We start from the raw sequence: 14,894 nt of genomic DNA on the forward strand, positions 1-14,894 counted from the left end.
GCAGGATAGGTAATCGAAATGTCGATCTGGGAATATGCAAATCCGAAAAAGTTTATGGGCTGGACCGCGCCCGTGCTGCCCTATGCATTTGGGCTGGCCGCGCTGTGCCTGATTGTGGGCTTGGTCTGGGGTTTTTTCTTTACGCCTGACGACTATCGGCAAGGATCGACGGTCAAGATTATCTACCTGCATGTCCCTGCTGCGCTGATGGCGATTAACGCATGGATCATGATGCTGGTGGCATCCCTGATCTGGGTGGTGCGTCGGCACCACGTGTCGGCACTGGCGGCGCGTGCGGCGGCCCCTGTGGGCCTGACGATGACGCTGATCGCGTTATTCACTGGCGCTATCTGGGGGCAGCCGATGTGGGGCACCTATTGGGCGTGGGACCCGCGGCTGACGTCATTTCTGATCCTATTTCTGTTTTACCTTGGCTACATCGCCCTTTGGGAAGCGATCGAAGACCCGGACACCGCTGCTGATCTAACTTCTGTCTTGTGCATGGTCGGGTCGATCTTTGCGATCTTGTCGCGCTACGCGGTGAATTTCTGGAACCAAGGGCTGCATCAAGGGGCGTCGCTGTCGCTCGATAAAGAGGAAAACGTATCAGACGTTTTCTGGCAACCGCTAGTGATTTGCATCGCTGGGTTTGTCCTGTTGTTTATTGGGCTGGTGCTGTTGCGCACACGTACTGAAATCCGTGCCCGTCGTATCCGGGCCCTAGAAGCGAGGGCGCGCCGTGCCTGATTTGGGAAAATATGCAGTCGAAGTCCTTGCTGCCTATGGTGTGAGCCTTGGGCTGTTGGCCGTCGTCGTTCTGCTAAGCTGGCGTCAGTCTGTTCGCGTGCGGGCTGCTTTGGAACGGATTGAAAACAATGGCTAAAATATCGCCTTTAATGATCCTGCCACCGGCGATCTTTGCCGCACTTGCAGGCATGTTCGCGGTGAGCATGTGGCAAGGAAAAAACGATGATCTGCCGTCCACGTTCATTGGACAACAAGCACCCGCCGTTCCGGTCGAGGCCGTAAATGGGACCCAGCAACTTACCGATGCCGACCTACGCAGTGGTGAAATCACACTGGTGAATTTCTGGGCGAGCTGGTGCCCGCCTTGCCGTGCCGAGCATCCGCAACTGTTAGAGCTTGCGGAACAAGGATACCGGATCGCAGGTGTCAATTTCCGCGATGCGCAGGATCAGGCGTCTGCCTATCTAACAGATTACGAAGACCCATTCTTTGCCACAGGATTTGACCTGCGGGGCAGAGTGGCCATCGACTGGGGCGTCACCGCACCGCCCGAGACATTCATCGTGGATGGCGATGGAACTGTGCTGTTCCGGTTCGTCGGTCCGCTGGTCGGGTCGGACTATGAGCAGCGGTTTTTGCCGGAGTTGATCAAGGCGGTGGAGTAGTGCCGAAAGGCAGATAAGCGGACAGGCCAGACCTTTATCGAATGTTGTTAAGAAAACTGTGCGTATCACCCCACGTGGTCGCGTCTAGAAGTTTGGAGAGAGCGGATGACCTGGGGTATCTATGAATCAACGAGTTTTGGTAGCTATCTGCCTGATGGTGAATATGTGGGCTATGACGAAGGGCTAAAACATTACTACTACGAAGTAATGAGCGATGCGGACAAAGAGCCTTTTGAGAACAGCGGTGGCAAACATATCGACTATTCTGCATATGTAACCAAAAAATTCACGAAAGAGCCGGGTTATATAAAGGATGGCCTGCCGCCTGCTGGCCCTGTGTTGGATCATGAAGCACCTAAAGAGTTTCGCTTGGCGAAGAAGCCATCCAAAGGGCTGAGCGCGATGATGCAGCTTGGGTATCGTGCCGTGAGCGAAGAATTAAAAACTGCCATCGAAGCGCTTGAGCCCGGGGTCCATGATTTTTGGCCTGTTCGGATCACGTTGCCTAAAGGGGAAGAATGGCCCGAACTCTATTACACGATCCGCTTTGGACGCTATCTGGAATGCTTTCAGCCGGATGAAAGTGATGAAGGGTCTTGGGAGCATCCAAGTGAGTTCGCATATTATGTTAATTTCCCAGAAAGTAAGCTCTGCTCAGGTCTCGCGATGTCCCGATCCGTGATTGGGTCCGCGCATCTTTGGAAGGAGCGCCTACTTGGTGCTCCGGAGATGTGTATGTCTGACGAAATGGCAGCGGCATTTAAAAAGGCGGGGTTCACAGGCTCTAAGCTTTACAAGCTGAAAGACGTTCCCTGATTGCGCATCAGGAGTCTTCGGCTTTGCAACCTCTTTGGCCGCTTGATGACACCCTATCTGCGGCTACGAAAGCTGTTTTTCTCTGTATATCTGGGCTTGAACGCGAAAATATGGCCTTGAATGGGCCCCGGCGTTTCCGCCGAGGCCTCTTTTTATTTTAAGACGCTTTTGCCAAGTTCCGCAGAACATAGTGCAGTACGCCGCCGTTTTCAATGTATTCGATTTCGACCGCTGTATCGATCCGACATTTGACCGTGATCTCTTTGGTAGTGCCGTCTGCCATTGTGATCTGTGCAGTCATTTCCTGCAGCGGTTTCACGGCATCCAGACCTTCGATGGTCACTGTTTCTTTGCCAGTCAGGCCAAGCGTTTTACGGCTGTCGCCACCAGTGAATTCGAATGGAACAACGCCCATACCAACAAGGTTAGAACGGTGGATACGTTCAAAGCTTTCTGCGATGACCGCTTTGACACCCAACAGGGCCGTACCTTTGGCTGCCCAGTCACGCGAAGACCCCGCGCCGTACTGTTCGCCCGCAAAGATCACAAGCGGTGTGCCTGCGTCTTGGTACTCCATCGCGGCATCAAAGATCGAAGTCTGATTGCCATCTGGGCCTTTGGTGTAACCACCTTCGACGCCGTCCAGCATTTCGTTCTTGATGCGGATGTTGGCAAATGTGCCGCGCATCATGACTTCGTGGTTACCACGACGAGACCCGTAAGAGTTAAATTCGCGCACAGGCACCTGACGTTCGATCAGGTACTGACCGGCAGGGGTCGTGTCTTTGAACGAACCCGCAGGGCTGATGTGGTCGGTTGTGACCATGTCGCCAAGGACAGCCAGAACTTTTGCGCCTTCAACGTTCTCGATTGTGCCTGCATCCTTGGACATGCCGCGGAAGTAGGGCGGGTTTTGAACGTATGTCGATGCGGCTGGCCAGTCGTAGGTTTCAGAATCAGGTGTCTGAACGGCCTGCCATTTTTCATCGCCTTTAAAGACGTCAGCATATTTGCTGATAAACGCCTCGCGGGTGACTGTTTTTTCAACCAGTTCGTTGATTTCTTGGTTGGTTGGCCAGATGTCTTTTAGGTACACATCATTGCCATCGCGGTCTTGCCCGATTGGGTCTTTGGTGATGTCGATATTCATATCACCGGCCAGCGCATAGGCGACAACAAGCGGCGGAGAGGCCAGATAGTTGGCGCGCACGTCAGGTGAAATACGTCCCTCGAAGTTGCGGTTACCAGATAGGACGGAGGTTGCGATCAGGTCACCTTTGGCGATGGCATCAGACAGTTCCTTTTGGATTGGGCCAGAGTTGCCGATACATGTCGTGCAGCCATAGCCGACCAAGTTGAACCCAATTTTGTCAAGATCTTCTTGGAGACCTGCGGCCTCTAGGTATTCCGACACGACCTGTGACCCCGGCGCGAGCGATGTCTTGACCCAAGGTTTCCGGTTCATGCCCAATGCAGCAGCTTTGCGTGCAACCAGCCCGGCCCCAATCATCACATATGGGTTGGATGTATTAGTGCATGATGTGATCGACGCGATCACGATTGAGCCGTCATGTAGTGTATAGTCTTCGCCTTCGACTTTTTGGCTTTTATGATGCCCTTCGTCACCTGGGATATGGTGGGGGGCGACCGGGCCTCCCTCTGATGCCATATCGATTTTTTCAGCTGGGGGTACGGCTTTTTCTGGGCGCTGACCGCTGATGTATTTCCCAAATGCGCCTGCTGCTTCGGTTAGCGCGATGTAATCTTGTGGGCGCTTTGGACCCGAGATCGCGGGAACGATTGTCCCCATATCAAGGTGAAGTTTCGCTGTGTAGACTGGGTTGTAATCCGCGTCGCGCCAAAAACCGTTCTCTTTGGCGTAGGCTTCGACCAGCGCAATGCGGTCTTCGTCACGGCCAGTATTCCGCAGGTAACGCAGTGTTTCGTTGTCGATTGGGAAGAAGCCACAAGTCGCGCCATATTCTGGCGCCATGTTTGCGATTGTCGCGCGGTCGGCCAGTGGCAGACGATCCAGACCTTCGCCGAAGAATTCGACGAATTTGCCGACAACGCCAAGTTCTCGCAACATTTCGACGACTTTTAGAACAAGGTCAGTCCCTGTGGTGCCTTCAACCATTTCGCCCGTTAGCTCAAAACCAACAACTTCGGGGATGAGCATCGAAATAGGCTGTCCCAGCATCGCGGCTTCGGCTTCGATACCGCCAACACCCCAACCAAGAACAGCAAGACCGTTCACCATTGTTGTATGAGAATCAGTGCCGACCAATGTGTCAGGGTATGCAACCTCGACGCCGTTTTGGTCTTTGTCAGTCCAAACAGTCTGTGCAAGGTATTCAAGGTTCACTTGGTGACAGATACCTGTGCCCGGTGGCACAACGCGAAAGTTATTAAACGCACCTTGGCCCCATTTTAGAAACTGGTAGCGCTCCATGTTGCGTTCATATTCACGGTCCACGTTCATTTGGAACGCGCGTGGATTACCGAATTCGTCAATCATGACCGAGTGGTCGATAACCAGATCAACAGGGTTCAGCGGGTTAATCTGCTGTGCGTCGCCGCCAAGCGCCACGATACCATCACGCATTGCGGCAAGGTCAACAACTGCTGGAACACCGGTGAAGTCCTGCATCAGAACGCGGGCAGGGCGGTAGGCGATTTCACGTGGGTTTTTACCACCCTTTTCAGCCCATTCAGAGAAAGCTTTGATGTCGTCTAAAGACACCGAAAAACCGTCATCTTCAAAACGTAAAAGGTTCTCTAAAACAACTTTTAACGCTGCGGGTAGTTTCGAAAAATCGCCCAAACCAGCAGCTTGGGCGGCGGGAATCGAATAATAGGCAACCGACTGGTTACCAACGCTTAGGGTTTTGCGTGTTTTGGCTGTATCTGCGCCGACTGTGATTGTCATGGCTATCCCTTTCAAAGGCAATTGCTGTGTAAGGCTATTTTACATTTCTGCATCAAGCCGCGACAGCGTACAAGAGGCTGTTAGACTATGTGTATACCATTGTGCACAATTCAACCTGTTGCCATTGAAACATACATAACAAACTGTTCTCAATTCATTGATTGGTCATTACAGCCGGGGCGGGCTACACCGATATTCAACTTGTAACAGGATGAACAATGCGTGCGATTTTCTCTACTCTTGCTGTGATTGGTGCGTTCCAGGTCGCGCCGGTTGTCGCACAAGCCGATCCGGTGGTCGTGGAGCTATATACGTCGCAAGGCTGTTCTTCTTGCCCGCCAGCGGATGAAATGCTGCATGATTTAGCACAGCGTGATGATGTTATCGCGCTCGCGCTTCATGTGGATTACTGGGATTACATCGGCTGGACGGATATTTTTGGCAGCGCAGAGAACACAGCCCGCCAACATGCCTATGCCCGCGCTGCGCGCGCGACAACGGTTTATACACCACAGATGATCATTGGTGGCGTTGATCGCGTTATTGGATCGCGACCAATGCAAGTGATGGATTTAATTCAAGCCCATGGACGTAACGATTATCCAGTTTCAGTGTCATTGTCCCGCACCGATGATCAGCTTCAGATATCCGCGACATCGACCGAGATTAGTAATTATATCGTTGAGCTTATACGCTATATTCCGACGGCAATCGTCGATATTCAGCGTGGTGAAAACGCAGGCCGTCAGCTGGAATACACAAATATTGTGAGCTCGCTTGATACAATCGCCGAGTGGGATGGGGCAGGTACGCTAAAAGTTACCGCAACGACCCCCGGCAGCGATGCAATCGTCGTGTTGGTTCAGGAAGGCGGGCATGGGCCCATCGTTGGAGCAGCCCAACTACGTTAACCGTCTTTACGTGCTTTCCAGCGTCGGTGAATCCAAAACCATTGCGCCGGATCACGTGCAATTTGTGCCTCAAGCCGTTGGGTGATTTCAGTCATCATCATTTCAGGCGTTCCAGTTTTAATTGGGGTCTCAACTTCGACAGCGAACGAAAGCCCGTCTGACTGTCTAATCCCGAAGTAGGGGATGACCAAAGCGTCCATCTTAATCGCGATGTCAGCCGCAGATGTCGCAGTATGCGCAGGCTGTCCTAAAAACGGTATTTTGGCGCCATTTGCTGACACGTCAAATAGCAATGTTCCCATGCCGCCGGATTTCAAATGCCGGGCAAATCCCATTGTGCCGCGGCGACCCTGCTCAAACACGGGTCCACCCCAAGACGTCATCGTTTTCGCATAGTGGGCGTTGAAATAGGGGTTCAGCATGGGCCGATAAAGCCCGCCAATGGTGTGGCCCATGGCGGTTAGCACTTGGCGTGGTGCTTCGTGATTGCCGTAATGCGCCGTCACAAAGATCACAGGCCGCTGTGTTTCTGCGGCCTCAGCAAGTGGTTCAAGCCCGTCTCCGGTTGGCACTGTGCCGCTAAGATGATTTGAAAATTCCCGCCAGGCGTAGTTTTCGATCAACGTCCTACCAAAGTTGTCGCAGCAATCGCGCGCGATTTGGCGTCGTTTATCGGCAGCCATGTTCGGATAAATGAATTTGAGATTTTCTTCGGCACGCTTTTGATAGCCAGCCAAAGGCGCGACCGCACTGCGCAAGGCGTGCCCCATCGCAGGTACCCGCCGTTCGTAGGGGAGACGCAGCATCGTACCGATGAGGCCGCGCAAAACACGATCTGCCAGCCAATCGGCCGTTGTCCCTTTGAGTGTTTTTCTCGTGCTCATCTATAAACCCACGCCTGAATTTCGATTAAATTGGCGCGAAGCGCATGAGACCGTTTCATGTGTCATGATTAATTCAAATTACTATCATCTGTCCACGCGCTATTCGTTATCGTTTGCACCAGGGTCAATAAATTCAATCGTTCCCGTTTCAGCCAATTCACGGATTGCAGCTGTCACAGCCGACATTGCGGTTTCGGCGTCTGCTTTTTTGACTGCACCAGTTTCTTCGGCGTCTTCTCGCATTTGAGCGGACATCCGTTGCGAGACATTACCCAAAATAAACTCAGCAGCGGCTGAAAGTGGGCCTTCGTCGGCTAAAGCGGCCGCAATTGCGCGCGCAAGCGTTTCTGCATCGACTGGTCGCAGGCAGGCGGAAATATCAGCAGGTTTAATCCGCGCTGGGATGTCTTTAAAAGTAAAGATTGCTTTGCGTAGATCTGTGGCGAATTCAGGGTTTTCGCTATCAAGTCCCTCAAGAAGGCTTTCACGCGTTTCAGCGACGGTCGAATTCAATATAGCACCCAATCGTTCGACCGGTGCATTTTCAAAGGCGCGATTGGCAGGGGTTGCGTAATTTTTGGCGAGGGACTGCCCAATACGGTGGACAACGTCGGGTGCCACCTTAGCGGTAAGTGACATCGCATATGTTATCCGGCGCGCGCGCTCTCCGGGAGTTTTTGTAAGAACCTCTGCTGCTTTTCCCACCGGGAGTTTTGATAGTACAACTGCACTTATTTCCACGCTTTCGCTCGTCATAATATCAACGATCCGTGGTGTTGAAAGGGACGACACAATTGGCCAGTGGTCGCCGTGTCGCACGGTATCGGTCTGAGCTTGAAGCCGCTCCGCAAGGGAGGGAGTAAGGTGTTCCGAGAGAGCATTAATTGCGTTATCCCGAGAGCCCGGAGCCGTCATTCCAACCGCCTCAAGCTGTGTCGTGAACTCTTTGGCAACCGACGCGACAGTCGTGCGATCAACGAGGCGAATCGCTCCAAGCTCTTCGGTTAAGAGTTCTTGCAGCGATTCGGGAAGCTGAGACAACGACAGGTTGCCGCCGTCGCTGATCATCATCTGGACGATCATTGCAGCCTTGCGTCGGCGAGAAATCGCCGGCGTGCTGAGGTCTAGGGTTTTTAGTGTCATACCCCCGTCTAGCAAGGCGGGGTAAATGAATGGTTATAGCTACAGCTTATGAGCCAGGATGTGTGAAAGAAATCGATAGGTTTTTCAGTTGCTGAACTGTTTCCGGCGTTAGCTGAGCTTTGTCAGCAGTGTTGGAGTGCAAGTATTTAACTTTGCTATATATTTCTGATATTTCGTCGTCTGTGAATTCGCGGTCTGCACGCGCACAACCGCATATACTAAGGCTATCGTCAGTTTTAAATGTACAAACCATGCCAAACGTCATTCCGTGGTCTGCAGCTTTTTGCATGACGCCTGCGGGATCTTCCAATTCGGACCAACGACAGGTCCCAGTGTTTTCGAATCCCCATGCTACCATTGGATCCGACATGACTAGTCCGTTTTGTGAATAGTAGTCGAGCCACGCCTTAGGGTATGATTGAAACATAAACTTTGGTGTAGTGTAGGCGATATGAAAGCCAAGTGCATATCCCGCCGGGGCGAGCTCACCCAAATTTTCCAGAATCTCACTTATGTTTAGTTCCGTTTGTGACATTCAGTTACTCGCTTTCCGGTTGCCAATGGTGGTCATATGGCAATACTCTCTGACAAAGTATTGTTCATTTGTATTGTACAGAAAACAGTGCAGAAGCAACAAGGCCTTTGTCAGAAATCAAAGGTTCGGGGAAAACGGATGGCGACATTGATGGGTCCGGACGAAATTGAGCAGCTCGCTCCGTCCGGATATTATATTGCGTTACGGATAGGTTTTGCCTTTCCAATGGAGGAGGTGAATGCTTTCCCTCCTGAATGGGTGCAGCACTATACGGCGCAGCGCTTTATGCTGTTCGATCCAATAGTTAGATGGGCCTATAGTAACGTTGGGATTTGCCGATGGAGCGAGATCCCACTCGACGATCCTAAGCGGATTATTGCTCAAGCGAAGACCTTTGGCTTGCGGTACGGGGTCACTGTTTCCGTTTTTGATGGTAACGTCGATGCCCAACGTTCCTTCGCGTCATTTACGCGCGCCGATCGTGAATATACCGACCTTGAGGTGAAACTCTTAAAGGCTTTACTCGTCAGGCGGCATAATGAAACGGCTCCTCCCACTAATTTAACACGCGCGGAATTAGAGGCGCTAGGTATGGTTAAAGATGGAAAGCGATTAAAGGAAATCGCCTTTGAGTTGAGTGTGAGCGAGGGCGCGGTAAAGCAGCGTTTAAAGAATGCAAAATTGAAATTGGGTGCGAAAACGGGCACCCAAGCTGCGGCACTTGCGAACCAGTACGGCCTAATCTGAAAAATACTATCAATTTTTTTATCACTTATTGAAAATTTGGCGCTAATTTGTTGGAGGCACGAAATTCGTGACAATCAACAGATGTAAACTGGCGTCAATATCGCTTATCGGTAGAGAGAAACCACCATGGAAAATATTTCGTTTAATTTTGCTCAGCTTCACCAGTACGGAACTGCCTTTTATGAATTTCTTGCATTGCGCAAACAGTTCTTTGTAGACCAGCTTGGTTGGGATATCCCGCACGATGATAGCGTTGAGATGGATCAATATGATAACCCTAACGCACATTATTCGTTAGTACTGCGCGACGGTAAGGTGATTGGCGGAATGCGCGCGATGGCGACGACGGCACAGTGGGGTTCGCATACCTATATGCTGCGTGATGCAGTTGCTGGCAAACTGATTGGTATTCCAGAAGACATTATCAAAATTGCGACCGTCACACCAAATGTTTGGGAGGCAACGCGTGTTGTCATTTCTGACGAGGTCAAAACCCAAGCTGAACGGTCTGAGTGTCTGGGTCTTGTGCTTGATGGTGTTGTTGATCAAGCTACTGCAAATGGCGGTACTGAAATCATGGCGCTTTGCCCGCCAGTTTTCGCGCGTACTTTACGCCAGCTCGGGTACGATGTTGATTTGATCGGTGACCCCTACGTGAACTGCCATGATAACCGTCGCTATGTCGCGATGAGTATGCCGGCAAAACATCGCCGTAAAACCAAAGTCGCGAATAGTGCTGCACAGGTCCGCAAGGCTGGCGCTGCGGGCGCACAAGCGCCGCTACACGCGCCTTCAGTCAAGTAAATCTATTTTACGGCCGGGCGGAGCATTTCCGTCCGGCCGTATATTTTAGTTATCGCCGAAAACGCGCTTGAAGATCGTTTCAACGTGCTTTGTGTGGTAGCCAAGGTCGAATTTTTCTTCGATCTCTTCGGCTGACAAGGCGGCAAGAACTTCATCATCGCCTAGCAGCTCTGTTTTGAAATCTTTGCCTTGTTCCCAAACTTTCATCGCGTTGCGCTGAACCAGTTTGTAGGCGTCTTCGCGGCTAACGCCTGCTTGTGTCAGGGCGAGAAGAACACGCTGTGACATCACGAGACCGCGGAACTTGTTCATGTTCGCGAGCATGTTGTCCGGATAGATCACCAGCTTTTCGATCACACCAGCCAGACGGTGCAGGGCAAAGTCCAGTGTTACAGTCGTATCTGGGCCGATCGCACGCTCGACAGAAGAATGACTGATGTCACGTTCGTGCCAAAGCGTCACGTTTTCCATTGCAGGAACGACAGACATGCGTACCAGACGGGCAAGACCAGTCAGGTTTTCAGTCAAAACTGGATTGCGTTTGTGTGGCATCGCAGATGAACCTTTTTGCCCCTTGGAGAAGAACTCTTCGGCCTCAAGGACTTCGGTGCGCTGCATGTGGCGGACTTCGGTTGCGATGTTTTCGATGGATGATGCGATGACGCCTAATGTTGCAAAGAACATGGCATGGCGGTCACGTGGAATGACTTGGGTGCTGATAGGTTCAGGCGAAAGACCAAGTTGTTCGCAAACGTGTTCTTCGACGGATGGATCGATGTTTGCGAATGTACCAACCGCGCCGGAGATTGCGCCGGTTGCGATTTCTTCACGCGCCGCAACAAGGCGTGTGCGCCCGCGGTCCATTTCTGCATAGAAACGTGCGAAGGTCAGACCCATTGTTGTGGGCTCTGCGTGAATACCGTGGCTACGGCCAATACGAACAGTGTCCTTGTGCTCAACGGCGCGGGTTTTCAATGCGGTCAACACGCGGTCCATGCCTGACAGCAGCAGATCAGCAGCGCGGACGAGTTGAACGTTGAATGTGGTATCCAGAACGTCGGATGATGTCATGCCTTGATGAACAAAGCGTGCCTCAGTTGATCCGATGTGTTCAGCCAGGTGTGTCAGAAACGCGATAACGTCGTGTTTTGTGACAGCTTCGATTTCATCGATCCGGGCCACGTCGAATTCAACGTCTTTAGCTTTCCAAACGGCCGCGGCGCTTTCTTTGGGGATCACACCAATCGCGGCCTGCGCGTCACAGGCGTGTGCTTCGATTTCGTACCAGATTTTGAATTTGGTGGCAGGTTCCCAGATTGCAGTCATTTCCGGGCGAGAATAGCGAGGGATCATGAGGTAGCACCTTTCTTGGGGTGGGCAGCAATGTTCCCCCGCGTCATAAAGGGGGCGGGCCAAAGCCTCAAGGGACAGATCACGCGAATGCTGGAATGCGAAGATTTTAAAGGGCGTTGGCAACTTTCGCGCGTGATCACAGACCGCTATAGTGATCAAGTTGGCACCTTGTCTGGAACTGCGCGGTTCGACCCTAACGGAGAGGGGGCCTTGTTATATTCTGAAGTCGGAGACTTGCGTTTCGGTGATGGTCCGACAATGGTTGCGAAACGTTGCAATCGGTGGGTGTTCGGCGTCAGTGCCGTTGACGTATTTTTCGAAGACGGCGGTGCATTTCATAGCTTTGTTCCGGCAGGCCAGCCTCAAGGTATCGACCATCCATGTGGCGCGGACTTCTATCAAGTGCGTTACGATTTTTTGGACTGGCCGCAATGGCAGGCGACGTGGCAGGTCAGCGGTCCGCGAAAAGATTATGAAATGGTATCGCAGTATTGGCGTTGATCTGCACAAACGCTGCACATCCCTTCACCTAAGATTGCAGCTCCGACGCGTTTAGTAAGGCCTAAATGTTGTTCAACGGAGCAGAAATCAATGCGTGTACTATTCCGCCGATTTGCGGCGTTCTCTTGCTTTTTTGTGTGTGTCGGCATCGTCCTAGGTTTCGCGGGCGGACTGCACCCTTTTGCAGATAGTGTCTCTTTGCTTCGTATGCCGTTGGGTGGGATGTGTCTTGTCGCGCTCGTATTTCCGGTGGCGCGCATATTGCGTTACATGCTTGCCGTGGCAGGCTTCGCAGCACTGATGACGACGGTGCCACTATTGATGCGATCGCAGCCACCTGGAAGCCTCATACTTTATACAAAAAACTTACTTTACCGAAATGATGAATGGGCTGCGTTAGCGGCAGATATTCGTGCAACTGATGCAGATGTCGTGACACTACAAGAAGTCAGTCAGCGCAATGATCCATTTCTGATGATACTTAAAGACGCTTACCCATTTCAACATTTGTGCCGATTTACCGGGTGGAGCGGGGTGGCGGTCTTGTCCAAGACACAGTTCGTTAGGCCGCCCCGGTGTTCTGACGTGACTGGTGTTGCTGCGGCGCAAATTGAAAACGATGGCTATCATATTTGGGTAGCCTCCGTGCATTTGCCGTGGCCGTATCCTTATCGTCAAAATGCGTCAACACAGGCAGCCGTGGCGTTGTTTGACGCGCTTGAAGGACCTTTGGTGATCGGCGGAGATTTCAATATCTTTCCGTGGGCGTCATCTGTTCGGCAGATACGACAGGCATCAGAGACGAAAATTGCTGGTCCGCTCCGGCCGACTTTTAAACTCTATGGTGCGCCGTTGTTTTTGGACCATGTTTATGCACCCGGCGGAGGCAGTTTGAGCTACCGCGGTTTGCTAGGGTCTGATCATTTGGGGGTGTTGGCGCATTTGGCGTTAGAGAGCTAGGTATTCAACGAAAAAGGCACCGCCGTAGCGGTGCCTTTTCCAAAATTAGGATCTGCGGAATTAGCAGCTGTAGTACAGCTTGTATTCCATTGGGTGTGGTGTGTGCTCGTATGCGTACACTTCTTCCCATTTCAATTCCATGTAGCCTTCAAGTTGATCTTTGGTGAATACGTCACCTTGGATCAAGAAGTCATGGTCAGCTTCAAGTGCTTCAAGTGCTTCGCGCAGTGAACCACAAACAGTTGGGATGCCTGCCAATTCTTCTGGTGGTAGATCGTAAAGATCTTTGTCAGAAGAGGGGCCCGGATCGATTTTGTTTTTGATGCCGTCAAGGCCAGCCATCAGCAGTGCTGCGAAGCACAGGTATGGGTTGGCTGCTGGATCAGGGAAACGTGCTTCGACGCGCTTTGCCTTTGGGTTTTCTGCCCAAGGGATACGTACACAACCCGAACGGTTCGACGCAGAGTATGCGCGCAGAACGGGTGCTTCAAAACCTGGGATCAGGCGCTTGTAGCTGTTTGTTGATGGGTTGGTGATCGCGTTCAGCGCTTTCGCGTGCTTCAGGATACCACCGATGAAGTATAGCGCTTCTTGTGACAGATCGGCGTATTTGTCGCCTGCGAACAGTGGCTTGCCGTCTTTGAAGATCGACATGTTCACATGCATACCTGTGCCGTTATCGCCAGCGATTGGCTTTGGCATGAATGTCGCAGATTTACCGTAAGCTTGGGCAACGTTGTGAACAACGTACTTATACTTTTGGATTTCGTCCGCTTGGTGCGTCAGTGAGCCAAAGATCAGGCCCAATTCGTGCTGGCAAGACGCCACTTCGTGATGGTGCTTGTCAACTTTCATGCCCATGCGCTTCATGGTGGAAAGCATTTCGGAACGCATTTCTTGCGCGTCATCGATTGGGTTTACAGGGAAATAGCCGCCCTTAACGCCCGGACGGTGACCTGTGTTGCCCATTTCGTATTCGGTGTCTGAATTCCAAGCACCATCAATTGCGTCAACTTGGTAGGATACTTTGTTCATGGACACTTGGAAGCGCACGTCGTCGAACACGAAGAATTCGGCTTCTGGACCAAAGTAAGCAACATCACCAATACCTGAAGATTTCAGGTATTCTTCAGCTTTTGCAGCTGTACCGCGTGGGTCACGGTCGTATGCTTCCATTGTGTCTGGCTCAACAACATCACAGTGGATGCAGACAGTTTTCTCAGCATAAAATGGGTCAACATAAGCGCTGCTTGCCTGAGGCATCAGTTTCATGTCGGATTTATCGATGGATTTCCAACCAGCGATGGAGGAACCGTCAAACATAAAGCCTTCTTCAAGGAAATCTTCGTCAACCAGATCAGAAACGACGGTCACGTGCTGCAATTTGCCGCGTGGATCAGTGAAGCGGATATCGACATAGTCGGCTTCCTCATCCTTGATCAGCTTGATGACATCTTTGTTTTCCATTTTGGTACCTTTCTTAACGTCTTTGGTATTCTTTGGGTCTCGGGCGTGGCCGAGACGAGATTAGAGTGCGTCGTCGCCAGATTCGCCGGTCCGGATACGGATCGCTTGCTCAACTGGGGATACGAAAATTTTGCCGTCACCGATTTTGTCGGTTTTTGCGGCGCCAATGATTGCTTCAACGGCGGCGTCGACTTGATCATCGGCCAATACGACTTCGATTTTTACTTTTGGCAAGAAATCGACAACATATTCTGCACCACGGTACAGTTCAGTGTGACCCTTTTGGCGGCCAAAGCCTTTGACTTCGACAACAGAAAGCCCTTGCACGCCCACTTCTTGGAGCGCTTCTTTCACTTCGTCGAGTTTGAATGGTTTGATGATCGCTTCGATCTTTTTCATAGGCCGCGACTCCCCTAGCGGTTATTTATGGTG

16 protein-coding genes are annotated in these 14,894 nt (G+C 51.7%); 9 read left to right on the top strand and 7 right to left on the bottom strand.

Annotated elements, in window-relative coordinates:
- Positions 1–18 precede the first annotated feature (18 nt).
- The 4 genes from CYQ09_RS03385 (at position 19) to CYQ09_RS03400 (ending at position 2,228) form a co-directional block, all read left to right on the top strand.
- A complete protein-coding gene (locus CYQ09_RS03385; RefSeq protein ID WP_204353894.1) occupies positions 19–747 on the top strand; it encodes a heme ABC transporter permease in 729 nt (242 codons plus the stop codon).
- Entirely contained in the window at positions 740–883 is a 144-nt protein-coding gene (ccmD, locus tag CYQ09_RS03390; protein ID WP_106744029.1) for a heme exporter protein CcmD, read from the top strand. The genes CYQ09_RS03385 and ccmD overlap by 8 nt, the downstream gene beginning before the upstream one ends.
- Positions 876–1,412, top strand: a complete 537-nt coding sequence (locus CYQ09_RS03395; protein WP_106744030.1) for a DsbE family thiol:disulfide interchange protein — start codon at positions 876–878, stop codon at positions 1,410–1,412. Before ccmD ends, CYQ09_RS03395 begins: the two co-directional genes overlap by 8 nt.
- A 105-nt stretch (positions 1,413–1,517) precedes the next feature.
- On the top strand, positions 1,518–2,228 hold the full coding sequence (locus CYQ09_RS03400) for an imm11 family protein (RefSeq protein ID WP_106744031.1): 711 nt from the start codon (positions 1,518–1,520) through the stop codon (positions 2,226–2,228).
- A gap of 157 nt (positions 2,229–2,385) precedes the next feature.
- On the opposite strand, the gene acnA is transcribed toward CYQ09_RS03400, so the two are convergent.
- Positions 2,386–5,157 (bottom strand): aconitate hydratase AcnA, encoded by a 2,772-nt coding sequence (gene acnA / locus CYQ09_RS03405; protein WP_106744032.1) that lies wholly within the window; start codon positions 5,155–5,157, stop codon positions 2,386–2,388.
- Positions 5,158–5,375: 218 nt separating this feature from the next.
- On the opposite strand from acnA, the gene CYQ09_RS03410 reads away from it, so the two are divergent.
- The gene (locus tag CYQ09_RS03410; protein ID WP_106744033.1) at positions 5,376–6,068 is read left to right on the top strand and encodes a DUF1223 domain-containing protein; all 693 of its coding nucleotides are present in this window, start codon (positions 5,376–5,378) and stop codon (positions 6,066–6,068) included.
- On the opposite strand, the gene CYQ09_RS03415 is transcribed toward CYQ09_RS03410, so the two are convergent.
- From CYQ09_RS03415 to CYQ09_RS03425, 3 genes are all read right to left on the bottom strand, one after another.
- Positions 6,065–6,952, bottom strand: coding sequence for a lysophospholipid acyltransferase family protein (locus CYQ09_RS03415; RefSeq protein ID WP_106744034.1), 888 nt, complete (start codon positions 6,950–6,952; stop codon positions 6,065–6,067). The two genes, CYQ09_RS03410 and CYQ09_RS03415, sit on opposite strands and share 4 nt — an antisense overlap.
- 99 nt (positions 6,953–7,051) lie before the next feature.
- Positions 7,052–8,095 carry a FliG C-terminal domain-containing protein gene (locus CYQ09_RS03420; RefSeq protein WP_106744035.1) on the bottom strand — a complete coding sequence of 348 codons (1,044 nt, stop codon included), beginning with the start codon at positions 8,093–8,095 and terminating at the stop codon, positions 7,052–7,054.
- Between the two features lie 46 nt (positions 8,096–8,141).
- Positions 8,142–8,630 carry an autoinducer binding domain-containing protein gene (locus CYQ09_RS03425; protein ID WP_106744036.1) on the bottom strand — a complete coding sequence of 163 codons (489 nt, stop codon included), beginning with the start codon at positions 8,628–8,630 and terminating at the stop codon, positions 8,142–8,144.
- A 36-nt stretch (positions 8,631–8,666) separates the two neighbouring features.
- Between CYQ09_RS03425 and CYQ09_RS03430 the strand changes: the two genes are divergently transcribed.
- Positions 8,667–9,377, top strand: a complete 711-nt coding sequence (locus CYQ09_RS03430; RefSeq protein ID WP_343229848.1) for a helix-turn-helix transcriptional regulator — start codon at positions 8,667–8,669, stop codon at positions 9,375–9,377.
- Positions 9,378–9,503: 126 nt separating this feature from the next.
- Complete coding sequence (locus CYQ09_RS03435) at positions 9,504–10,181, top strand: acyl-homoserine-lactone synthase (RefSeq protein WP_106744037.1); 678 nt, start codon at positions 9,504–9,506, stop codon at positions 10,179–10,181.
- Positions 10,182–10,226: 45 nt separating this feature from the next.
- On the opposite strand, the gene purB is transcribed toward CYQ09_RS03435, so the two are convergent.
- Complete coding sequence (gene purB / locus CYQ09_RS03440; protein ID WP_106744038.1) at positions 10,227–11,534, bottom strand: adenylosuccinate lyase; 1,308 nt, start codon at positions 11,532–11,534, stop codon at positions 10,227–10,229.
- A 30-nt stretch (positions 11,535–11,564) separates the two neighbouring features.
- On the opposite strand from purB, the gene CYQ09_RS03445 reads away from it, so the two are divergent.
- Complete coding sequence (locus CYQ09_RS03445; protein ID WP_239495840.1) at positions 11,565–12,035, top strand: DUF6314 family protein; 471 nt, start codon at positions 11,565–11,567, stop codon at positions 12,033–12,035.
- A gap of 90 nt (positions 12,036–12,125) precedes the next feature.
- Positions 12,126–12,995: an endonuclease/exonuclease/phosphatase family protein gene (locus tag CYQ09_RS03450; protein ID WP_106744039.1), complete on the top strand. Its 870-nt coding sequence runs from the start codon at positions 12,126–12,128 to the stop codon at positions 12,993–12,995.
- A gap of 60 nt (positions 12,996–13,055) precedes the next feature.
- Here the strand turns inward: CYQ09_RS03450 and glnA are convergent, their stop codons facing one another.
- Complete coding sequence (gene glnA / locus CYQ09_RS03455) at positions 13,056–14,462, bottom strand: type I glutamate--ammonia ligase (RefSeq protein ID WP_106744040.1); 1,407 nt, start codon at positions 14,460–14,462, stop codon at positions 13,056–13,058.
- A gap of 60 nt (positions 14,463–14,522) precedes the next feature.
- Complete coding sequence (locus tag CYQ09_RS03460) at positions 14,523–14,861, bottom strand: P-II family nitrogen regulator (protein ID WP_045996366.1); 339 nt, start codon at positions 14,859–14,861, stop codon at positions 14,523–14,525.
- Positions 14,862–14,894: the final 33 nt, after the last annotated feature.

This window comes from Yoonia maritima, assembly GCF_002933395.1.
Classification (GTDB): domain Bacteria; phylum Pseudomonadota; class Alphaproteobacteria; order Rhodobacterales; family Rhodobacteraceae; genus Yoonia; species Yoonia maritima_A.